Origin of the sequence: Paraburkholderia tropica (assembly GCF_014171495.1) — a bacterium.
GTDB classification, from domain to species: domain Bacteria; phylum Pseudomonadota; class Gammaproteobacteria; order Burkholderiales; family Burkholderiaceae; genus Paraburkholderia; species Paraburkholderia tropica.
This window is the reverse complement of sequence record NZ_CP049135.1, coordinates 318,257-340,319: the sequence shown is the minus strand read 5'-3', so window position 1 is coordinate 340,319 and position 22,063 is coordinate 318,257. Positions and strand designations below refer to the sequence as shown.

The 22,063-nt window shown below is 65.1% G+C and carries 20 protein-coding genes and 1 pseudogene; 10 read left to right on the top strand and 11 right to left on the bottom strand.

Going from position 1 to position 22,063, the window contains the following annotated elements:
* Window positions 1–68 precede the first annotated feature (68 nt).
* The 4 genes from G5S35_RS16260 to G5S35_RS16245 form a co-directional block, all read right to left on the bottom strand.
* Entirely contained in the window at window positions 69–461 is a 393-nt protein-coding gene (locus G5S35_RS16260; protein ID WP_065058922.1) for a hypothetical protein, read from the bottom strand.
* 31 nt (window positions 462–492) lie between these two features.
* A complete protein-coding gene (locus tag G5S35_RS16255; protein ID WP_065058921.1) occupies window positions 493–909 on the bottom strand; it encodes a universal stress protein in 417 nt (138 codons plus the stop codon).
* A 47-nt stretch (window positions 910–956) separates the two neighbouring features.
* The gene (locus tag G5S35_RS16250) at window positions 957–1,166 is read right to left on the bottom strand and encodes a hypothetical protein (RefSeq protein ID WP_065058920.1); all 210 of its coding nucleotides are present in this window, start codon (window positions 1,164–1,166) and stop codon (window positions 957–959) included.
* A 151-nt stretch (window positions 1,167–1,317) separates the two neighbouring features.
* Window positions 1,318–2,859, bottom strand: a complete 1,542-nt coding sequence (locus G5S35_RS16245; protein WP_074985740.1) for an FAD-dependent oxidoreductase — start codon at window positions 2,857–2,859, stop codon at window positions 1,318–1,320.
* A gap of 260 nt (window positions 2,860–3,119) precedes the next feature.
* On the opposite strand from G5S35_RS16245, the gene G5S35_RS16240 reads away from it, so the two are divergent.
* From G5S35_RS16240 to G5S35_RS16230, 3 genes are all read left to right on the top strand, one after another.
* On the top strand, window positions 3,120–3,419 hold the full coding sequence (locus G5S35_RS16240; protein WP_082991784.1) for a hypothetical protein: 300 nt from the start codon (window positions 3,120–3,122) through the stop codon (window positions 3,417–3,419).
* 380 nt (window positions 3,420–3,799) lie between these two features.
* Complete coding sequence (locus tag G5S35_RS16235; protein WP_237181423.1) at window positions 3,800–4,807, top strand: M23 family metallopeptidase; 1,008 nt, start codon at window positions 3,800–3,802, stop codon at window positions 4,805–4,807.
* Window positions 4,808–4,944: 137 nt separating this feature from the next.
* A complete protein-coding gene (locus G5S35_RS16230; protein ID WP_065058917.1) occupies window positions 4,945–5,349 on the top strand; it encodes a DUF302 domain-containing protein in 405 nt (134 codons plus the stop codon).
* A 120-nt stretch (window positions 5,350–5,469) separates the two neighbouring features.
* On the opposite strand, the gene G5S35_RS16225 is transcribed toward G5S35_RS16230, so the two are convergent.
* The gene (locus G5S35_RS16225; protein ID WP_074985735.1) at window positions 5,470–5,730 is read right to left on the bottom strand and encodes a hypothetical protein; all 261 of its coding nucleotides are present in this window, start codon (window positions 5,728–5,730) and stop codon (window positions 5,470–5,472) included.
* A gap of 517 nt (window positions 5,731–6,247) precedes the next feature.
* Between G5S35_RS16225 and G5S35_RS16220 the strand changes: the two genes are divergently transcribed.
* Window positions 6,248–7,930: a phospholipase C gene (locus tag G5S35_RS16220; protein ID WP_065058915.1), complete on the top strand. Its 1,683-nt coding sequence runs from the start codon at window positions 6,248–6,250 to the stop codon at window positions 7,928–7,930.
* Window positions 7,931–8,135: 205 nt separating this feature from the next.
* The gene (locus tag G5S35_RS16215) at window positions 8,136–9,578 is read left to right on the top strand and encodes a cytochrome-c peroxidase (RefSeq protein WP_183039208.1); all 1,443 of its coding nucleotides are present in this window, start codon (window positions 8,136–8,138) and stop codon (window positions 9,576–9,578) included.
* Between the two features lie 94 nt (window positions 9,579–9,672).
* Here the strand turns inward: G5S35_RS16215 and G5S35_RS16210 are convergent, their stop codons facing one another.
* Window positions 9,673–11,259 carry a GGDEF domain-containing protein gene (locus tag G5S35_RS16210; RefSeq protein WP_065058914.1) on the bottom strand — a complete coding sequence of 529 codons (1,587 nt, stop codon included), beginning with the start codon at window positions 11,257–11,259 and terminating at the stop codon, window positions 9,673–9,675.
* Between the two features lie 255 nt (window positions 11,260–11,514).
* Between G5S35_RS16210 and G5S35_RS16205 the strand changes: the two genes are divergently transcribed.
* From G5S35_RS16205 to G5S35_RS16185, 5 genes and pseudogenes are all read left to right on the top strand, one after another.
* Complete coding sequence (locus G5S35_RS16205; RefSeq protein WP_183039207.1) at window positions 11,515–13,245, top strand: LuxR C-terminal-related transcriptional regulator; 1,731 nt, start codon at window positions 11,515–11,517, stop codon at window positions 13,243–13,245.
* Window positions 13,246–13,579: 334 nt separating this feature from the next.
* Window positions 13,580–15,127, top strand: a pseudogene (locus G5S35_RS16200) (ESPR-type extended signal peptide-containing protein); the annotation flags it as partial.
* A gap of 236 nt (window positions 15,128–15,363) precedes the next feature.
* A complete protein-coding gene (locus G5S35_RS16195; protein ID WP_477644652.1) occupies window positions 15,364–17,013 on the top strand; it encodes a YadA family autotransporter adhesin in 1,650 nt (549 codons plus the stop codon).
* Between the two features lie 87 nt (window positions 17,014–17,100).
* The gene (locus tag G5S35_RS16190; protein ID WP_074985730.1) at window positions 17,101–17,412 is read left to right on the top strand and encodes a hypothetical protein; all 312 of its coding nucleotides are present in this window, start codon (window positions 17,101–17,103) and stop codon (window positions 17,410–17,412) included.
* Window positions 17,413–17,472: 60 nt separating this feature from the next.
* Window positions 17,473–18,057, top strand: a complete 585-nt coding sequence (locus G5S35_RS16185; protein WP_183039204.1) for a hypothetical protein — start codon at window positions 17,473–17,475, stop codon at window positions 18,055–18,057.
* A gap of 51 nt (window positions 18,058–18,108) precedes the next feature.
* On the opposite strand, the gene G5S35_RS16180 is transcribed toward G5S35_RS16185, so the two are convergent.
* The 5 genes from G5S35_RS16180 to G5S35_RS16160 all read right to left on the bottom strand — a co-directional run bounded on the left by G5S35_RS16180 (window position 18,109) and on the right by G5S35_RS16160 (window position 22,054).
* On the bottom strand, window positions 18,109–18,453 hold the full coding sequence (locus G5S35_RS16180; RefSeq protein ID WP_065058910.1) for a cupin domain-containing protein: 345 nt from the start codon (window positions 18,451–18,453) through the stop codon (window positions 18,109–18,111).
* A gap of 103 nt (window positions 18,454–18,556) precedes the next feature.
* The gene (locus tag G5S35_RS16175; RefSeq protein WP_065058909.1) at window positions 18,557–18,988 is read right to left on the bottom strand and encodes an OsmC family protein; all 432 of its coding nucleotides are present in this window, start codon (window positions 18,986–18,988) and stop codon (window positions 18,557–18,559) included.
* Window positions 18,989–19,078: 90 nt separating this feature from the next.
* Entirely contained in the window at window positions 19,079–19,867 is a 789-nt protein-coding gene (locus G5S35_RS16170) for a c-type cytochrome (RefSeq protein ID WP_074985725.1), read from the bottom strand.
* Complete coding sequence (locus G5S35_RS16165) at window positions 19,864–21,489, bottom strand: cbb3-type cytochrome c oxidase subunit I (protein ID WP_124261776.1); 1,626 nt, start codon at window positions 21,487–21,489, stop codon at window positions 19,864–19,866. Before G5S35_RS16165 ends, G5S35_RS16170 begins: the two co-directional genes overlap by 4 nt.
* Entirely contained in the window at window positions 21,479–22,054 is a 576-nt protein-coding gene (locus G5S35_RS16160) for a cupredoxin domain-containing protein (RefSeq protein WP_065058965.1), read from the bottom strand. The genes G5S35_RS16165 and G5S35_RS16160 overlap by 11 nt, the downstream gene beginning before the upstream one ends.
* Window positions 22,055–22,063 lie beyond the last annotated feature (9 nt).

Below are 22,063 nucleotides of genomic sequence, written 5' to 3'. Positions count from 1 at the left end.
GTCGATTTGCAACACTCGGCCCCGGCTGGCCCCGAAAATCGGGGCAAAACCGGCGCCGACTGTGCGGATTAGCGCAACGATCGCGGCTGCCACGGTCCGCGCGCCGCGATCCCGCCCTGCAATCCAATATGCAATTCCACAAGCCAGCGGCGCGGGCACTCGCTGCTGACGCGCACGGTGCGGCCGCTCGCGATGGCGCGCGGCTCGACGAAGCCACTCGCCCGCGCGTCGCGCCAGGCGTGGTGCGCGTCGGAGCGAATCCAGACGCTCAATGCGGCGCAGGTCATGAAGCAGAACAGGGTGGTGAGGCCGAGCGCGAGATCGGGATGGCTGCCGCGCGCGACAAAGGCGAACGCGCAGGTGAGGATCGGGTTGATCAGCAGAATCAGGACGACGAGGCGCAAGACCGCGCGACGGCGCGGCGTCGACGTGTGACGAAACGAGGTGCCGGGGTGGTGCATGGTGAGTCGCTACGCGTATTTATTGTTTGGCTCATTGCAGCAGCGTGACGGGTGCGGCGCACAGCCGCCGGAGTTGCGCGAGCATGCCCCATTTGCGCAGAAAGCCCAGACGGCTCGCGTCGACCACGACGATATCGGCGCTCGCGCACTCCACGCATGCTGCAATGCTGCGAGCGGGCGGTCCGAACACGCTGCGCCGCGTGTAGGGCACGCCGGCGTCGTCGAGAATCGCGCAGGTTCGCGCGAGTGCGTCGCTCATCGAGCGATGGTAGCGTTCGCGCAATTCGGCCGGCGACCAGAATGCGCTGCTGCGGTCGATCGAAGCGTCGCCCAGCACTTCGACGACTTCGACTTCGCTGACGCAATGCTCGGCGAACAGAAAGGCGCTGTGGCGCGCGGCTTCGGCGGCGCCGTGCCGGTCGAAGATGGGGATCAGCAGTTTGAGCACGGAAACCTCGGGAGACTTTGTGAATGCGCTCGACGCAGACAGGGCGCTCAGTCGCGCACGAACACGAACGGAGCCAGCGCGGCCACGCAGAGCGCGAGACCGGCTACGGCGGACCCCAGCGCGATGCAGGTCACGGCTGCGCCCACGCCTGTCATGGCGATCGCATCGAGACGCCGCCGCCGCGCACGCCGGCACTCGATCTCGGCCAGCGACGCCGAGCGTGCAAGCGGTGCTTGCGCCCAGGTGAATACCGTCATGAACCCTCCGTCGACGCGCGATGCGCAAAAGTTGCAGGAGCTGCAACCACGGAGGAAATCGTAGCGGGCGCGCCGTAAAAACCGTGCTAAAACACGCGGCGGCCGTTATAAATGCGGCGTATCGAAACGCAGAAAGCGGATCAGGCCGGGATCAGCCGCCGAGTACGGCGCGCGCAATATCGGCCGTAATCGGTTCGCGCATGCGTTCGATCAGATGTGCGGTCGCCTGATCGTAACCGCAGGCGAGCACGGCCTGGACGTGGCCGAGGCGCGAATAGATCGCGCGAACACGGCCTTCCGCGAAGTTGCCGGAGATGTCGAGATCGTCCCATTGCGTGGCGTGGCCGAGATAATCCACGCGCTGGCCGAAATGCTCGGTCCAAAAGAACGGCACGCCTTCGTAGCGCACCTCGCGTTCGAGCATGTTGAGTGCCGCCACGCGCGCGAGTTGCTGCGCGACGCGCCAGTGCTCGATGCGCGCCGTGCGTGCGAGGCCCGAGCCGTCGGCAAGCGGAAAGCGCGCAATATCGCCGGCCACGTAGACGCGCGGCGCGGCGCACATCGTCGCATCGACGCTCACGCCGCCGTCGTGATCGAGCTTCAGTCCGGCCAGCAACTGCGTCGCGGGGCGCACGCCCACGCCCGCGATGACCGCGTGCGCGGGCAAGTTCTCGCCAGTGTCGAGTTGAATCGATTCAATGCATTCGCGGCCTTCCAGACGCAGCGCCTTCGCGCGCTGAAACGTCACGCCGTGCGCCTCGTGCCAGTCGCGAAACAGGCTGCCGACGCGCGCGCCCAGCGCCTGGTGCAAGGGCACGCCGCTCGGCGTGACGACGGTCACGCGTACATCGCGCTTGCGCAGCGCCGAGGCGGTTTCGAGCGAGATGAAGCTGTCGCCGAGCATGACGACGTGCTCGCCGGGTGCAATGCCTTCAAGAATCGCCTTCGCGTCGTGCAACGTGCGCAGCGTGAACACGCGATCGAGATTGGCGCCGGGCAGGTCGGGGCGACGCGCGCTCGAACCGGTCGCGACCAGTGCGGCGTCGAATGCGGTTTCGCGGCCATCGGCGAGCGTGACGCGCTTGAGCGCCGTGTCGAAGCGCACGACGGCGGTGTGCTCGATGCGCAGACGTTCGTCGCGCGTTATTTCCTCGGACAAAAGCGGCGGCACGTCGTCAGGCTGCATGTCACCTGCGGGAACGAATTTGCTCAGACAGGTGCGGTCGTAAGGCGCTTCGGGCTCCGCGCAGAAGACGGTCAACTCGCCGTCGAAACCGTTGTCGAGCAGCGTGGCCACCGCCGATGCGGCCGCCGCACCGCCGCCGATAATCGCGAAGCGTTGCGGCGTGCCGCGCCGCGCGACGGTCGCCGCCGGCGCGCCGGGCTGCAGATCGATGAATACGCTCGACGACTCCACCTTGACGGGCCACGCCTTGAGGCTGCCCAGCGCGGGCGGTTCGAGCCACGCGCCGCTATCGGCGGCGAATACGGCCTTGTGCCACGGACAGACGATGCGGCCATTACAGAGCGCGCCGGCTTCGAGCGGCGCGCCAGCGTGCGGACAATCCGCCTGAAACGCCCGCAGGCATTCGCCGTCGCGCACGAGCAGGACGGCTTCGTTTTCGATCTTCACGCGCGTCATGCCCGAAGCGGGCAATGCTCCCAGTTCCGCTGCCTTGATCCATGCATTCATGACGCGCTCCTGCCTGAAATAGCCGATATTTCCCGCTTGATGTAGCGGAAAGACGCATAGGAAAGAGCGCAAGCGCCGTGCCGCCGCAACACGGCCAGCCGATGCGAATAACGATGCAAATAACGATGCGGATAAATCAGCCGCGCCAACGGCACGCTTCGTGCGCTAACGGTCGTGAGCGTGTGATCGACACGTGTTTGTCGGTCTGCGTTTTTCATTCGGGTAGATCGACCATTTTCATTTAATCAGGAGTCCAAGCTATGTTGACGAAGAAAACACTTGCGGCGGCGCTGGTCGTCGCCATGGCGACGATGTCGGGCGCCGCGTTCGCGCAAGGCAACGGCGGCGGCAGCAGTAGCAACGGCACGGGTGCGCAGGGCGCGGGCGGCGACGCCAGCGGTTCGACGCAGAACATGAACATGGACCAGCGCCAGCCGGCCTCGTCGGCGCATGCCACGACGAAGCATCACAGCACGAAGTCGCACCACGCAAAGAAGCCCATGAACGACACCACGAATACGCCTGGCGCAGACGCCAGCAGCGATACCAAGGGTCAATAGCGATTCAGCGTGGGGTGGAAAATGCATTGCGCGAGCGGCCCGAAAGGGCCGTTCCGCCTGAAACGGGGCCATAAAATAATTGCCGCAATTTCGTGGCACGCGAACAATAATTCAGAAATAAATACCGAAAAAATAAGGGGAATAACGTTATCGAACTTTTTTAAGTTTGTTTTAAGAAAGCCTGGATAGCCTCGGGCCTTTCGCCCATCGGCACCGCAAGGGTGGCCGGTGTCACATCGAAAGTCGTGTGTCACGCGCGCGGCTTTTCGCCAGCATTCCGTTTCCAGCAGATGCCCAAACTCGTCTTGTCGACATCTACGGGATTCTCGGGTAAAGCGTTCATCGTCGCCGCTATGAGCACGGCCTGCACCGCATGGCTCATGCACCAGGCCCCCACGCAAAGCGCCGACGTATCGCTGCACGCATCCGACGATATCCCGGCTCATGCCACGCGCGACGGCGCGTCCGCGACTGCCACGCAATCCGCCCAGACCGCTGCAAGCACGCCGCCCGCCGCGCCCGCTTATCGCGTCGAAACGGCCCAGGTTACGCACAGCTTTTCCGAAGCCGCGACCAAACTGGGCGTCGACGCGGCGACCGCCGCGCAACTCGCGCGCGCGCTCGCGGGCCGACTCGATTTTCGCCGCGATCTGCAACCCGGCAGCGAAGTGCGCTTCGTGTTTCGCAACGACAACGCGCCGGCCGATGCGAATGCACAGACGAATACGCAGACAAATGCGCAGTCGTCGTCACAACCGGTAGCCGCCACGAGCGCCAGCACTGCCGCGAGTCCCGACGACGATCTCCCGCTCGCCGTGCGCATTTCCACGGGCAAGACGTCGCACGACTTGTTCCTCTATCGCAATCTCGACGGCAAGGCGTTCTATTACGGCGCCGACGGCCAGTCGAATGCGCCTTCGTTCACGCGCTATCCGCTCGCTTATACGCGAGTGTCGTCGGCGTTCTCGCCAAATCGGCTCGATCCGGTCACGCATCGCTGGGCGGCGCACGAAGGCGTCGATCTCGCCGCGCCCGCAGGCACGCCCGTGCACGCAACCGCGCGCGGCACCGTGACGTTCGCGGGCTGGGAGACCGGCTATGGACGCGTCATCAAGATCAAGAATTTCGGCGACTATTCGACGACCTTCGCGCATCTCTCGCGTTTTGCGAAGTCGCTGCGCGCGGGCGCGCAGGTGCGCACGGGGCAAGTCATCGGTTATGTCGGGTCGACGGGATGGGCGACGGGACCGCATCTGCATTACGAAGTGCACGTCGATCACGTGCCGAAGAATCCGCTCACGGTTGCGCTGCCGCAACGCTCGGGCATGAGCGCCGAGGAAAAAGAGCATTTCGCCCAGCAGGTCGCGCAGTTCGAGCCGATGCTCTGATCGCGGTGTCCCCGCCGTTTGCGCGCCGGTCCCCGGCCGTTTCCGCACGGTTTCCCCTGCCGTCAGGTTTATGCACTACAGTGCGTGAGCACGCACGCCTTATCGCGCGCATCACCGCTCATCAGGGAGCCAAGGTCATGACCGAACATCGGCAGCACCCATCGTCCGTGGTGTCGTTCAAAAGCGCCCACGATTTCGATACGACCATCGCGCAACTCAAAAGGGCGCTCGACGGCGTGGGCGCCACCGTGTTCGCGGACGTGGACCAGCGCGAGGCGGCGTCGCTCGTCGGGCTCGCATTGCGGCCCACGCGGCTGATTCTCTTCGGCAATCCGAAAGCGGGCACGCCGATCATGGCCGCCAATGCACACGCGGCGCTCGAGTTGCCGCTGCGCCTCGTGGTCTGGCAGGACGACGAGGGCCACGCGGTGGTCGATTACCGCGATGTCTCGCAGACGCTCGGTCCGCTCTACGCCATCGCGCCTGAACTGCTCGGGCCGATCCAGCGCGTCGCCGCCTTGTTGCAGGCGGCCGTGCAGTAATATCCGATGAAAAGTGAGCCGCGCGCTTTAGCCCCTGAAATACGGGGCGAAAAGCGCGCGTCGGTGTACATCTTCTTCATTGTTCGTTGATTGACAAGCGCGTTGCGCAACGCGCGCGCTTCATTGTCCGAAAAATAGATCGCACTGCGAACGAGGCAGACACGGCTTGCCGCCGGTGCGCTGGCCGGCCGCGCTGCGCGTGTCGGCCGTGCCGCCGTACGACATGTCGGTCGCGGCCTGAGCGGACGCATTGGCGTCGTCGAGCAGGGTGCGATGTGTGCTTTCCGGCGGCACCGCTTCGTCCCGGGCCAGCGACGTACGCGGCGTGCCGGCCGCCACGACGCTCACGCACACGGCGAGTATCGCCAATCGGATTTTCATTTCGACACTCCTTCTTCATGCGCCGCCGCACACGCGGTGCAGGGCGGCGTGCGCGCACGGCACGCGCCACTGCGCCGTACGCATTCAGGTGGAGTCGGGATGCCGGCACAACGCCAGGGCTGCCGAACGTGTTAGCTGACTGCTTACACCGTGGCGCGCCCTCGCCAGGCGGAGGGCGGCGCAGCACGGCGCGGCGCAAGAAGAAGGGAAGAGCGGGCGCGCAGAGAACGTCCGCGCTGCCCTTCAGTTATAGCGCGCGCACGCGAGAGTGCAAAACCCGGCCGTCTTTCAGGATTTCGCCAATTCTTCCCATTTCTTTCGGCATTGAAATGTAGTGAAAGCTTAAGGAAATTGAATGGTCGCTGTCACGTCATGTTGTGGTGTTGTAATTCGCTCGCCCTGATGTCTGGCGCATTAACCCGGTGAAACCTGATCGGCGCGAAAGCAAGCCCACACGTATTCGACGCGTCGAGCAGGACTCTAAAACCAACTCGAAAAATCGATGGAGCCCACAAAAATGTACCGCCGAGCATTACTCGCCGTGCCGTGCGTCGGCATTGCCGCCGCACTGTTCGCGTGCGGCAGCAGCAATTCGAACTCGGGTTCGACGACGTCGTCGCAGTCCGCACAGGACGCACTCACGACTGCCACGCCGATCAAGCACCTTGTGGTGATCTACGGCGAGAACGTCTCGTTCGATCACTACTTCGCGACCTATCCGAGCGCGACGAATCCGTCGGGCGAGCCGTCGTTTACGGCCGCTTCGGGTACGCCGTCGATCAACGGCCTGACGGGCACGCTGCTCACGTCGAACCCGAACTTCACCAACACGGCCAACGGCACGGACGCGGCCAATCCGTTCCGCCTCGACCGCACGCAAGCCGCCACCGCCGACCAGAACCACGCCTACACGGCCGAGCAGCAAGCCGGCGACAACGGCGCGCTCGACCTGTTCCCGAAGTACACGGGTAACGCGACGAGCGGCGGCGCCGGCGCCTTCGGCACGAAGGGCCAGGTGATGGGCTTCTACGACGGCAACACCGTCACGGCGCTCTGGAACTACGCGCAGAAGTACGCGATGAGCGACAACGCCTGGACGACGACCTACGGTCCGTCGACGCCTGGCGCGCTCGAAGTCGTGTCGGGCCAGACCAACGGCCTCGAACTCGTGAACACGTCGAAGCAGCCGGCCACGGCCACCACCTCGTCGTACTACATCCAGGACGGCGCAGGCGGTCTGACGATGATTAACGACGTCGATCCGGGCTACGACACCTGCTCGAGCACGACCGACTCCGGCATGATCAACGCGAAGAACATCGGCGACCTGCTGAACGCGCAGAAGATCACGTGGGGCGGCTTCATGGGCGGCTTCAACCTGCAGACCGTGAACTCGAACGGCACGACGGGTTGCAAGCGCAGCACGATCGCGACGGCGGTGAACGCGGCGACGGCCGACTACATCCCGCACCACAACTGGTTCCAGTACTTCAAGTCGACGTCGAACCCGCAGCATCTGCGCCCGAGCTCGACGGCCGTGATCGGCAGCACGCTCGAAGCGGACGGCAAGACGCTCGATCCGGCGAACCACCAGTACGACACGGATGACTTCTTCGCTGCGGTGAAGGCGGGCAACTATCCGTCGGTGAGCTTCCTGAAGGCGCCGGCCGCGCAAGACGCGCACGCAGGCTATTCGGATCCGCTCGACGAGCAGGCGTTCGTCACCAAGGTCGTGAACTTCCTGATGCAGCAGCCGGACTGGAAGAACACCGCCGTGGTCGTGACCTATGACGACTCGGACGGCTGGTATGACCATCAGTACATGGCGCCGGTCAGGTCGTCGCTCGCCAGCGCCGACCAGCTCAACGGCAGCGGCGTGTGCGGCACGGGCACGCAGCCGACGGGTGTGAACGGCTCGCCGGTCAACGGCCGCTGCGGTCCGGGCACGCGCATTCCGTTCCTCGTGATCTCGCCGTGGGCGAAGACGAACTACGTCGACCACACGTTCATCGACCAGGCTTCGGTGGTGCGTTTCATCGAAGACAACTGGCTCGGCGGCGCGCGTCTCGGCGGCGGCTCGTTCGATGCCGCGGCAGGCGACCTGCGCGGCATGCTGAACACGACCGGCACGGCGGTGACGTCGCCCCTGTACCTCGACGGAACGCTCGGCACGCAGCTGAGCGCCGCACCGGCGATGTAAATCGAGCGGCGGCGCGAGGCTTGAGCTGCAAGTGAGCTGCCAGCCTCGCGCCGCGTTTGCCCGCCATCGACGACATCCGATAACCAGCGATGTCGAGATGACGGGATGACTATCGCTGACCCGCTTGCCGTGCATGCGCTCCCGTAGCGCTCACGGCAATTCGGCGTTTCAGCGCCAACACGAAGAACGCCACGAAGAACGCATCATGTCCGAGCTTTCCGCATCGCCCACTCCGTCTTCTCCTTCGCCCGAGCCACACGCGCCGCGCACGTCGACGCGTCCCGCGCGCCTCGTGCTGCGCGCCGCCGCCGCCGTGCTGGTCGCGGGCCTCGGCTTCTGTGCCTACGCCGTGGCGTTTCCCGCACATGTGCCCGAGGCGGTCGGCGAAGTCGTCGAGAACCTCACGGGCGCGAATCCGCATCCTGTCGTGCTGCAGCGTCCGCCGGTCGCGCCGCTCTCGGCGATGGCGCAGCTCGGCAAGCAACTGTTTTTCGATCCTTCGCTCTCGGGCTCGGGCCAGCAGTCCTGCGCCTCGTGCCATAGCCCCGATCACGCATACGGTCCGCCCAACGGGCTCGACGTGCAGAAGGGCGGTCTCGCGATGACGCAGCAGGGCTATCGTCCGCCGCCTTCGCTGATGTATCTGTATCGCCAGCCCAATTTCAGCATCGGTCCCGATGCCGGTGAAAACGACGATGCGCCCACGGTGCAGCAGCAGGCGTCCGCATCGGCGAACGTCGTGAAGTCGCAGAAGACTGCGGGCGGCGCGTCGACGTCGGTGGAAATGGTGCCGCAGGGCGGTCTGTTCTGGGACGGTCGCGCCGACACGCTGCAACAGCAGGCCTATGGCCCGCTGCTCAATCCGGTGGAAATGGCCAACAAGGACGTGGACAGCGTCGCGCAGAAGCTGAAGAATGCGCCCTACGCGAAGCACTTCAACGAATTGTTCGGATCCCGAATCTTCGACAACCCGAAGATGGCCGTGTCGGAAGCGATGTTCGCGATCTCGCGCTATCAGGTGGAAGATCCGTCGTTCCATCCGTACAACAGCAAGTACGACCGCTGGCTCGAAGGGCGCGCGCATCTCTCGCAGGCCGAACTGCACGGGCTGCGTCTCTTCAACGATCCGGACAAGGCGAATTGCGCGGGCTGCCACCTCTCGAAGCCCGGCAAGGACGGTCTGCCGCCGATGTTCACCGACTACCAGTATGAAGCGCTCGGCGTGCCGCGCAATCGCACGCTCGCGCAGAACCGCGATCCGAAGTTCTACGATCTCGGCGTATGCGGTCCGTTCCGTGCCGACATGAAAGACCAGCAGCAATACTGCGGGATGTTCCTCACACCCACGCTGCGCAACTCGGCCTCGCGCACGGTGTTCTTCCACAACGGCATCTATCACGACCTCGACCGCGTGATGGCGTTCTACAACGAGCGCAATACCGATCCGGGCAAGTTCTATCCGCGCGGCGCGGACGGCAAGATCGAGAAATACGACGACATGCCGGCCGATCTGCAGAAGAACATCGATGTGGCCGATGCGCCGTTCGACCGCAAGTTCGGCGACAAGCCCGCCATGACCGCGGACGAAATCCACGACATCATCGCGTTCCTCAAAACGCTCAACGACGATCCGGTGCCGTCGCACTGATCGACGCAAAGTCACGCGAATATGCAAATACGCAAACACGCGGACCAACGGCCACGCGCGCTCCCGGGCGCGCTTTTTTATTTGATCGCGACGTTCAGTTCGCGCTGTTGCCGATCAACGAATCGCGCGGATCGGGCGGCGCGCCTTCGAACACCGTTGCCTTGACCTGATTGCGGCCTGCTTCCTTGGCGGCGTAGAGCGCCTCGTCGGCGGCGCGCAACAGCGCGTGAGCGCCGGTGGCCTCGCGCGGCGTGCAGGTCGCGCAACCCACGCTCACGGTCACCGAGCCGTGCTCGCTATGGCCATGCGCGATGCCGAGCGCCGCCACGTTCTCGCGAATCTGCTGCGCGATCTTCCACGCGCCATCGGCGGGCGTGCCGGACAGCACCACCGCGAATTCCTCGCCGCCGTAACGCGCCACCATATCCGTCGCGCGCTGCACGGTCGCGCCGATGGCGTGCGCCACGGCGGCGAGCACTTCGTCGCCGGCCGCGTGACCGTAGAAGTCGTTGAACAGCTTGAAGCGGTCGATGTCGATAAACAGGATCGAAAGCGGCTGCTCGGCGCGGCGCGCGCGCTGCCATTCTTCCACGAGCCGCAGATCGAGCGCGCGACGGTTCGACAGCCCGGTGAGCGCATCGGTGACGGACAGGCGTTTCAGTTCCGATTCCGCGCGCAGCCGCGAGCGCAAACCGAACGCGAGCAGCCACGACGAAAGCGCGACGAACGCGCCGAACGCAATCGAAGTCGGTTCGTAAACGGCGACGCGCTCGCGCCAGCGCACGAGCGTGTCGTCGAGCGCGGGCGCGACCACCACGGTCAGCGAAGCGTGCGGCACGCGTTGATACGTGTAGATGCGCGTCGTGCCGTCCTCATCGTCGCGCGCGACGAAGGAACCCGAACTCGATTTCAGCATGGGCGCGATCTGGCGCTGCGAGGCGAGATTCGTGCCCACGTCGTAATCGGAATACGGTTTGCGCGCGAGCAGCGTGCCGTCGTCGAGCATGATGAAGACGTTGCCGTTCGGCCCGACGTCGATGCGATTGAACAGTTGCTGGAAATACGCGAGCCGCAAGGTGAGCAGCACGACACCCCCGAACTCGCCTTCGTAGTCGCTGATACGGCGCGACAGGCCGATCGCATACTGGCCGTCGTTGACGCGCGAGCGGAACGGATCGGAAATGTACATGCCCTGCGAGCGGCTGCGTTCCTGGGCGCGGAAGTAGTCGCGGTCGGCGAGATTCACATTCGGGTAGGCGCGCCCGTCCTGCGAATCGACCACGTGCCCGCGCGCGTCGGCGTACAGCGCGCCGTCGATATAAAGCGCGCCCGCGATACGGCCGAACAGCACCGTGCGGCGCAGGTCGGGCGGCAGCGTCGCCGTGCGTGGATCGCGGATCGACGCGACGGCGTCCGAGAGAATCAGGTCGTACAGGCCCAGATTGGTTTCGAGGTGGCTCGAAATCAGCGCGGTCAGCATGGTGGAGGTTCGTTGCGCATTTTGCAGCGCTTGCTGCCGTTGTTGCGAAAAACCGATAAAGGCGATCGCGACGATGGCGAAGCCGACGAACGTCCCGGCGCTGCCGAGCACGAACGGATGCTCGCCGAGCCAGCGAAAGAGGTACAGATACGCCGCGCGAACACGGGCGGCCGTGGATCGGTAAAGCGACTGGAACGTCATGCAGGCTCTCCGTGGCGCGGTCTGCGTGACCACGTTCAGCCATGGTGCCGTAGCGGCGCTGGAGAGGGAAGCTAAGTGGCCTAAAACATGCCGCTTGCATGGCATCGCCATTCAACGCGATGAAACAATCAGTTTAACGAACTAATCATCGATTGCTAACGTTGCAACATTCGCGGTGTTCGCGCTCAGCGAGTGGGGCGATTTTGCGAAACGGTCATAGAATCGAGCACGGAGACAGCGACCTGGAGGAGCAGCATGGCCAGCGTGATCGTAGCGAGCGGTCAACCGGTTGAACGCGCGGCGCTCAGCGAGCTGGTGCGCGCGGCGGGCCATCAGGTGACGGGAGAGGCCGAGAGCGGGCAGCGGGCGTTGCAGTTGCTGCGCGAGGTCGAGCCTGAATTGCTGGTGCTGGCCACCCATCTGCCGAAGATCAGCGGCGTGGAAGTGTTGCGGCGTCTGCGGGCGAAAGGCACGCGCACGAAAATCCTGCTGTACGGCGAAGAAACGGCCGCGCATTTCATCCAGAGCTGCTATGAGGCGGGCGCGGACGGATTCATCGGCAAACAGGAGGAGCCGGGCGAATTGCGCCGCGCGATGAATGGCGTGCTCACGGGACACCGCTATTTTCCCGCGTTCGAATCCGAGTTCGCGGGCACGCGCAAACGCGTCGATTCCGCCGGCCCGCTCTCGGTGCTCTCGCCGCGCGAATTGAGCATTCTCACTTATCTGGCGCGCGGTTTTCCCAACATCGCCATCGCTCAGGAATTGTCGATCAGCGAGAAGACGGTGAGTGCGCATCGGAGTCATCTGCGCCGCAAGCTCAATGCGGAATCGCTGGTCGAACTCGCCGATATTGCGCGCAAGGCCGGCTTGCTCGGCGAATCCGCACGCGCCGGGATCGCGCCGACGGAAACGTTTCAGGCGAGCGAGCACGACGTTTCGATGCTGCGGGCGATGCTCGACGGCACGCCGTTGCCGCTGCATGTGCGCGATCTCAATGGCCGTCTCGTTGCGTGCAATGACGCTTTCCTGAAACTGCACGACACGACGTTCGACGCCGTTGCCGGTACGCGTTTCAGCGATCTTCCATCGATCGGAGCGGAGACCGCGATCGAACTGGAACGTCGCTACCGTGCGCGCGTGTCGCTCGGTACGCCCGCGCGCACCGATCGCGAAGTGGTCATGCACGGTCGTCGCGCGATGCTGCATAGCTGGGCGACGCCGTATCGCGGCACGGACGGCGAATTGCTCGGCATGGTAGTCGGCACGATCGACGTCACGGGGCGCGAGGACATGCTGCGCGCGTTGTCGATCGAGCGCGATAACGCGGCCGGCGTCGCGGAAGGCATGGGCCGCCTGCTGGGCGCACTCTGCGACGAAATGCAGCCGCTCGCCGGACTGCTGGAGACGGCAGCCGCGATGTTCGACAGCGGCACGGCAACGGCGGAGCAGCGCGCGTTTGCCTCGCGCCTGAGCGAAGCGATTCCACGCGTGGAGCATCTCACGCGCAACGTGAAGGATCTGATCGCGCTGGAGCAGGGCGAGCAGGCGCTCGAACAGGCGCCCGCGCGTCCCGCCGATCTCGTGCGCGAAGCCGCGCAAGCGGAACAGGCCGACGCGCGCCGTTACGGTTGCACGCTGACCGTGCGCGTGACTGGCGACGCCACGGTGTCCGCGCTGCTGGATCGAGGCCGGATGATCAATCTCGCCCGTCTGCTCGTGCGCCGCGAAATGCTGCAAAGTCCGGGCTGCACGGTCGACATTCATCTCACCGTCGCTCCGATGGTGCCGGGCGGCGCGTATCGCCTCACGATCGACATCGAGCCTTCGGCGGGGACAGCCGCGCCACTCCCTGTCGTCGAAGCCGGCAATCAGGTCGGCTTTCTCGTCTGCCGGCACATGGCCGAATTCATGCACGGCTCGCTGCAACTGCACGCCGGTGCGCGCCGGGGCACCACCTGGCGGCTCGTCGCGTCCGCTGAATAAGGCCGCGCGCCGCGCCGGCGACCCGCAGTATTGTCTGCCCGGCACCGCAGTATTTTCCTGGTTTCGCCCCTCCGTTGGCCTTTTCCGTCGAGCACAGCATTGTCCTGGGCGCGACTCAGTATTCGCTCATATTTCCCGATCGCTCCGGCCTCTATCGTTACATCCAGACGCAACGAGCGCATGCATCCGCCAGGTGATACCTCGCCAGACACATGCAGCGCCACCGGAATCCGTCTTCGTTGTAGCGAGCGAGTAGGCAGGGTTTTCTCGCGATGCAGGGCATCGCACGGCTGCTCCCGCTCACGTCACTTCACTCGACATTCGGGAGTCCGTAATGAACAAGATCTATCGATCCATCTGGAACGCCTCCACACAAACGTGGACGGCTGCGCAGGAAAACGCCCACGCGCACGGCAAGCATTCGGCGCGGCGGGCGCTGACGGTGGCCATGCTGGCCGCTGTCGCCGCACTGGGCAGCGGCGGCGCGTGGGCCACGCCCGCGCCCGGCGGGCAGGGCAATACCGGCATCTTCGTCAATGACGTCTCGACCGGCGGCTGCATCGCGGCTTATGACGCGGGCAGCGGAACCGGTGGCGGTCAGGGCAATCAGTGGTTCGGCATCAACGCCAGCAACTACCCGGGGCAGCTCCAATATTGCAGCGCGGGCGACAAGGCCACGCAAACGAAGCGCGTGCTGTTCTATGGCGCCACGGTCAACGATCAGGATCCCGGCATCGTCGGCAGCGATTCGCTCACGCTCGGCAACGAGCTGTATGTGAACGGCGGCCGCATCGTGCTCAACGATCAGATTCGCGGCACGGGCTCCCTCGCGATCGGCAACGAAGCTACCTTCGCCAACGGCGCGAACAGCGTGGCGATCGGCAATCGCGCCTTCACGGCTGGCGCGGCGGCGAATTCAATTGCGATCGGCACGAGCGCTCAGGCCAACGCGGCCAACAGCGTGGCGCTGGGCGCGAACAGCGTCACGTCGATGAACGCCGCCGCCGAGGCTTACGCGCCGACAGCGGAAGCGATGGCGAAACTCGCGGGCCTGACGCCCGTGGGCGAAGTCTCGGTGGGCTCTTCCGGCGTGGCCATGGTCAGCACCGAACGTCGCATCACCAACCTCGCGGCCGGCGCCGAAGATACCGACGCCGTGAACGTCTCGCAGTTGAAGAGCGTGGCCGACCTGATCGACAGCAACAGCACGCATTACTACAGCGTGAACGACAACGGCACGCCGCAAGGCAATTACAGCAACGAGGGCGCAATCGCGCCTCACTCGCTCGCGGCCGGCGTCAATGCCAGCGTCAGCAGCTCGAATTCGGTGGCGATGGGCGACGGCGCAACCGTGTCGACCAAAGCGGACAGTTCCGTGGCGGTGGGCAGCCAGGCGCAGAGCAATGCCAGATCGTCGGTCGCCGTGGGCGCGAACGCCGTGGTCGGGACCGAGGCGACGAACAGCGTCGCGCTCGGCAGCAACAGCGCAGTCGCCGCGGGCACGACCCATGCAACGGCGCTCGGATCCGGCGCATCGGTGAACGGGACGCGCGGCGTCGCGGTGGGTTCCGGCGCACAATCCCTTGCGGCCAACACCGTGGCAATCGGCGCAGGCGCGGTTGCGTCCGGGACGAACGACGTCGCGCTCGGTCGCGGGTCGGTGGCGAACGGCGCCGTCGGCACCAGCGGCGCGAACGTGGGCGGCAAGAGCGTGACGTTCGCAGGCGCGACGCCTCAGGGCACCGTGAGCGTGGGCGCGCAAGGCGCTGAACGTACGATCACGAACGTCGCTGCCGGCCGCCTCAGCGGTACGAGCACCGACGCCATCAACGGTTCACAACTGCACGCGACCAATCAGGTCGTCGACGAGCACGCAACGGCCATTACGGATCTCGATGGCCGCGTGACCACGGTCGAAGGTGGCGTGACGCGCCTCGGCGACACGATCACGAACATCGCGGGCGATACGAGCGAAACCTACACGAACGCGAATGGCATCGGTATCGCTACGCGCGCACCAACGAGCAGGGCCTTGCGAAAGCGGACGCCTATGCCAGCGGCGAAGGCAGCACGGCAGTCGGTTATGAAGCCGCGGCGCAAGGCAATTCGAGCCTCGCGTTGGGCCGCAATGCGATGGCCGCGCACGCAAACAGCGTCGCGCTCGGCTCGAACGCGGTGACGGACACGGCGTTCGGCACGGCGGGCGGCACGGTCGGCGGCGTTTATCGCGGCTATGCGGGCTCCGCGCCGGTCGGCACGGTAAGCGTGGGCGGCGCAGACAGTGAACGCACGATCACGAACGTTGCGGCGGGCCGCGTGGACGATCAAAGCACCGACGCCATCAACGGTTCGCAGTTGCACGCCACGAATCTGGCCGTCAACAAGAACACCAGCGACATCACGAATCTGCAGGGCGACATCGGCAACGCGGTGATGTACGACTCGCCGGCGCGTGACTCCGTGACGCTGGGCGGCCCGGGCGCGAGCAGCAAAGTGCGCCTGAGCAACGTGGCCGAAGGCGAAGTCAACGAAAACAGCACCGATGCGATCAACGGTTCGCAGCTTTATCAGACTCGCCAGAGCATCACGAATCTCGATGGCCGCGTGACGAATGTCGAAGGCGACATCACCAACCTGACCACCAACATCGACAACGTCTACATGGGCGGCACGAAGTACTTCCACGCCAACTCGACCGGCGTCGACTCGCAGGCCGTCGGTCAGGACAGCGTCGCGATCGGCATGGGTGCGCGTGCGAACCACGCGAACGATGTGGCGCTGGGCGCGGGTTCGTCGACCTCGTATGCGGTATCCACGCCGGGCGCGGTGTTCGGCAACAGCTACTACAACTTCGCGGGCGCCAACCCGACGGGCACGGTGAGCGTGGGCGCGCAAGGCAGCGAACGCACCATCACGAACGTCGCGGCGGGCCAGGTCAGCGCGGACAGCACCGACGCCATCAACGGCTCGCAGCTCTATGCGGTGGGCCAGGCGATCGGCGACCTCAACGCGAGCGTCACGCAGGCGACCGAAGGCACGGTGAAGTACGACCGCAACCCCGACGGCACCATCAACTACAACAGCATCACGCTGCAAGGCGAGGGCGGCGAGAAAACCTCCATCCATAACGTGGCGACGGGCGTGGAAGGCTCCGATGCGGTGAACGTCGATCAGCTCAACCAGGCCGTGAGCGGCATCACCGACAACCTCAGTGCGGCTGCCAATCCGTTCTTCACGGCCGATGGCGATCGCAATGCCGAAGCCGCGAGCGCGACCGGCGATCACGCAACGGCGATGGGCGCGAACGCCCAGGCGAACGCGGCGAACTCGGTGGCGGTCGGCGCGGGCTCGGTGGCGGACCGCGCGAACACGGTCTCCGTGGGGACCGCGGGCAACGAGCGGCAGATCACCAATGTCGCGCCCGGCACGGTCGGCACCGACGCCGTGAATCTGAATCAGCTCAACAACATGGGCGCGCAGGCGAATCAGTACACCGACAAGCGCGTGAACATGCTGGGCGACCAGGTGAACCGCGTGGCGCGCGATGCGTACTCGGGCGTCGCGGCAGCAACCGCGCTCTCGATGATCCCGGACGTGGACCTCGGCAAGTCGATCTCGGTCGGCGTCGGCGGCGGCACGTATCGCGGCTATCAGGCGATGGCGATCGGCGGCACGGCGCGCGTCACCCAGAACATCAAGCTGCGCGCGGGCGCGGGCGTGAGTTCGGGCGGCACCACGGTGGGCGTTGGCGCTTCGTATCAGTGGTAACGATCGGGCGGCGCTCGGCGCCGTCACCCGGTCAAAACCCAAATAGTCTGGAACCCGAATTAATTAATCTGATTTTACGAGTCAATCATGAAACATCACATTCTCTTCTGCGCAATCGGTCTCGCGCTTCTTGCGGGCTGCTCCAGCGCATCGGGCCCGGCACACAACCTCGACGTCATGACGTCGACACAAGGTGCGCCGGTTTATCGGGTGCAGTGTCAGGGCCTCTTTTCCAGTAGCCGGACCTGCATGAAGCAAGCGGAAAAGATCTGTGGCGAAGGGGCAGTGAACCTCGTCTCGACGATCGACAAGGCCGCTTCAGGCACCGAGGCCAGCGGCGATCCGCGCGAGCTGACCTTCACCTGCGCGGCACACAAGGCCGCACCTGTAGTGCAGTAAATCGCAGTTTGAGCGGGCGCGCCGCGTCCGCCATGTTCAATCAATCATCAGGAGTCTAAAATGAAATCCGCTACCCTCAAGCTCATCTCGATCAGCACCGCCATGTTGCTCGGCGTCGCGCCGGTTCTTCCGGCTGCCGCCTCCGACTTCACCGCCGACGCGACACAAAGCGTCGTCGCGCAGGCCGCTGCCGTGCCGCTGAAAGGCCGTGTCACCTCGGTCGACGTCACGAGCCGCACGATGACCGTGCTCGGCGAGCATGGCAAGGAAGTGCGTCTGCCGCTCGTCATGCGTCCCGACGACAAGACGCTGCCGCAAGTGGGCGATGCGATTGCGCTGCAATACAAGGATGCGCTGGTCGTCGAGCTTCACAAGGTGGCCGCGCAAAGCGACGGCATCCGCAAGCGCGTCGATACCGACGTGTTCCTGCCCACCGCCAGCGGCTACGAAGTCGCGCGTCAGGTGGAGGTCGAGGCGACGGTCTTGCAGGTCGACGCGCAGGCCCGCAAGGTCACGCTGCGTGGCGCGACACGGCGCTTCGCGATGGACGTGCATCCGGGCGTCGACCTGAAACAGGTCCATCCGGGCGACACGGTGCGGCTGGTCTTCGTCCAGACTTACGCCGTGCAGGATACGCAGGGTTGAGTCAAGGCGCGCAATCGCACGATTGTGCGAAGCGCGAGCGTCTCGCGACGCTCACGCTTTTTTGTCGTCGTGGGCGAGATGGATCGTGACGAGCACCGAGGCGTCGTCGAGGGATTCGAGCGCGTGCGGTACGCCTGCATCGAGCAACAGCATATCGCCCGCGTGCATCGTGCGCGGATCGCCGTTGATGGCAAAACGGATCACGCCTTCGAGACACAGCACGGTGATTTCGCCCGGCGCGCGATGCTCGGGCACCTGCTTGCCCGCGGGCAGCACGAGGCGAATCACTTCGAGCTGCTTCGCGCGGATCAGCGTGGTCGACTTCGCGTTCTTGAGCGCACCGCCTAGCGGGCGGGCGTCGAAGATCTCGCCGGGGGCGGCATGCGGAATGGCCATGATGGGTTCTCTGCGAGACGGAAATCAGCGGTTCGGTGCCGGGGACCGGACCCGAACCGGTCGATCACAAAACATCACAAAACATCAAACAACACCGTGTGCGTCAGGCGGCCAGGGTCGCCTTCAGCGTGATCTTCGCGTTGTTGGCGAACAGCTTCGACACCGGACAGTTCTCCTTCGCGCCGTTGGCGAGTTCTTCGAACTTCGCCTGGTCGATACCCGGAATCTTCGCGGTCATGTCGAGCTGGCAAGCCGTGATCGAAAAACCTGCGCCGACTTTTTCGAGCGTCACCGTCGACTTCGTTTCGATGCTGTCGGCCTTGAAACCGGCTTCGGTGAGAAAGAGCGAAAACGCCATCGTGAAGCAGCCCGCGTGCGCCGCGCCGATCAGTTCCTCGGGATTGGTGCCGGGGCCACCCTCGAAGCGCGAGGCGAACCCGTAGGGCGCGTCGCGCAACACGCCCGTCTGGGTCGAGATCGAACCCTGACCGTCCTTGATGCCGCCGTGCCATTTGGCGCTAGCCGTCTTTTGCATGATGTTTCTCCGCGTAAGGGGTGGGAAGGCGAGTCGCGCAAGCCGCGTGCCTCGGCAGGCGCTCGACGCCCAGTGCTCAGTGCTGATCGCTCAATGCTGCGTGGCGCCTGCGTACCAGGCGGCGGCCGCATCGATTTCGTCGGGCGTCATGTTGCGCGCGATGTTGCGCATCTGCTCGGAAATGTCGTTGTGGCGCGTGCCGTTCGCGAATGCCGCGAGCTGCGCCTTCGTGTAGACCGCCGGCAAGCCGTCGAGCCACGGGCTGCCGACTTTGTGATCGACGCCGCCATGACACGACGCGCACGCCGGAATATTGCGCAGCGGCGCGCCTTGCGAAACGATCTCGGGCGGCTCGCCCTTGAGCTCCACGAACGGCGGCAGCGAGGCGTAATACGCCGCCAGATCGCGCAAATCCTGATCGGACAGATTTTGCGCCATCGGCGACATCACCGCGTTCTGACGCGCGCCGCTCTGGAAGTCGAGCAGTTCCTTGTAGATCACGCTCGCATACTGGCCCGCGAGATTCGGCGAATTGGCGTCGCTCATGCCGCGCGGACCGTGGCACATCGTGCAGCGCAGCGAGAGCGTCGCGCCGCGTCCGATCGAGAGACTGCTCGCGCCGTCGAGCATGTGCGGCGTGAGTTCGACGGTGCTCACCTTGTAGCCGGGCGTCAACGAGGTTTCGCCCTGATGCCACTGGCGCGGTACGCCCGCCGCGCTGCAGATCGCGTTCCAGAGGCCCTGGAAGTTCGGATCGCTTTGCGCCGAAGGCAGCCACACGAAGCCGATCAGCGCGGAGACGAAGAACGCGACGATCGTCGCGCCCACGCTCACGCGAAACCAGGGATTGCGTAACGAGAACAGGCGTTCGTCGCTCATCGCGGCGCTCCAATCGGAATCGCGGGCACGGCGGTGTCGGGTGTCGCGAGCAGTTGCGCGATCGGGTAGCCGTAGTTGGCGACCGTGAGGGCGATCATCAGCACGATCCACAACGCGAAGCTGTTGAGCGCGACCGGCAGGCGCGGCGTCTCATGCACGGGCGTGCTGAAGCGGTATTCCTCGGGCGCGGCCGCCTCGCTGCGATGGCCCTGCCAGAGCACCACGAAAAACAGCACGGCCGAGAGTACGAGGATGAAGCCGCCCACCGCCGAGATCGCCACGAGCAGCGCCTGGCCGGCGAGCGCGGGATCGGCGTAATCGAAATACGCCATGCGGCGCGGCATGCCGAGAATGCCGACGAGGTGCCACGGGAAGGTCGTCACGATCATGCCGATGAACCACAGCCACAACTGCCAGCGCATCAGCCGCCAGTTGGTGAGCGCGCGGCCCGTGAGCTGCGGCCACAGATCGTAGGCGATGGCGAAATACATGATGACGATCGCGCCGCCGTAGATCAGGTGGAAGTGGCCCGTGACCCATTGCGTGTTGTGGATCGGCTGGTCGAGCTGGTAGCTCATGTTGATGAGGCCGCCCGCGCCGCCGAAGCCGAGCATCACGAACGAGAACGCCACCGCGAGCATCTGCGGGTTGTGCCACGGCAGCTTCGCGATCCAGCCGAACACGCCCTTGCCGCCGCGCAGCCGGCCCGCGATTTCCACCGATGCACAGATCGTGAACACCGTAAGCAGCGTCGGCACCGCGACGAGCGCCGTGAACACCGACTGCAGGAACTTGAAGCCCGAGCCCACTTGCGGATCGGTAAACAGATGGTGCAGGCCGATCGGCATCGCCACCACGAGGAACAGGATGAAGGAGATGCGCGCCATCGCATCGCTGTAGAGGCGGCCGCCGATCGCGCGCGGAATGATCGTGTAATAGGCGATGTACGCGGGCATCAGCCAGAAGTAGACGATCGCGTGCAGCGTCCACGAGAAGAACACGCGCGCGAGTCCCGCGTCGATGGTGCTGCGCAGACCGAGCGCCACGGGCAGGATCTGGAACAGCACTTCGATGGCCGCGCCGACAGCGGTCCAGCCCCACAGATACGCGCCCGCCACGGTCGCGAACATCGCGAGCGGCACCGGCTTGCCGCGATTCTCGCGCTTCCACGCCGCGAGGTTCACGCCCATCAACGCGACCCAGACCCACGAACCCACCACCACGAGCACGACGCCGAGGTAATAGAACACGCTGCCGATCATCGGCGGATAAAACGTGTAGAGCACCGAGGCGCGGCCGAGCGCGACCGGCACGCTCGCCGTGACCGAGCCGAGCGTGAGCAGGATGAAGCCGAGCCACGCCCAGCGCACGCCGACCAGCGGCTTTTTCAGCGCGAGTTCGGTGACGGCGTAGCCGAAGCCCATCGCGATGAGCGTGGGAAACGCGTAGCCCATCACGGTGCCGTGCTCGGTGACGGAGCGGTAGTAAAGCTCGGGGTCTTTGAGCCATGGATGCAGCGGGCTGCGCACGAGCATCTGCCACGCGCCCAGCACGAGCGCGACGCCGAACAGCACGAAGGCGAGCCAGAAGTGGGCGAGCACGAGGCGCTTGTTATTTAACACAGCTGAGTCTCCGCGAATTTCCCGCCTGGTTGGCCAGTTGCATGAACGCGTCGCGATCGATCACCTTCACGTGCGCCCACATGCCCTGGTGGCCCGTGCCGCAATACTCGTGACACGGCATCAGATGGTCGCCGGGCTTGTCGAAGGTGGTGCGGAAGGTGGAGACGTAGCCGGGCTCGACCATCGAATTCAGATTGGTGTCGGTGACGAGAAAACCGTGCACGACGTCGGCGCTGGTGGCGCGAAACGTGATCGGCACGCCCGTCGGCACGACGATGCATTGCGGCGTGAACGAATACTGCTGCGCGAGCACGCGCACGGTCACCGAGCCGTCGGATTCGAGCGCGCTGCCCAGATTGGTTTCGACGAATTCGCCGGACACGTGCAGCGTTTCGGGGTCGATGGTTTCCACGCGCGAAGGCGGCATCATCGCCCAGTGCAGGCCGGTGAACACCACCATCGCCACCAACAGCAGAACGAGCGCCACCATGAGCGTGGCCCAGCGGCGCTCCACGCGCGCGGCGACGTCGGCGCTGGCATGGGAATCGGTCGGATTCGTGGACATGGATGAGCG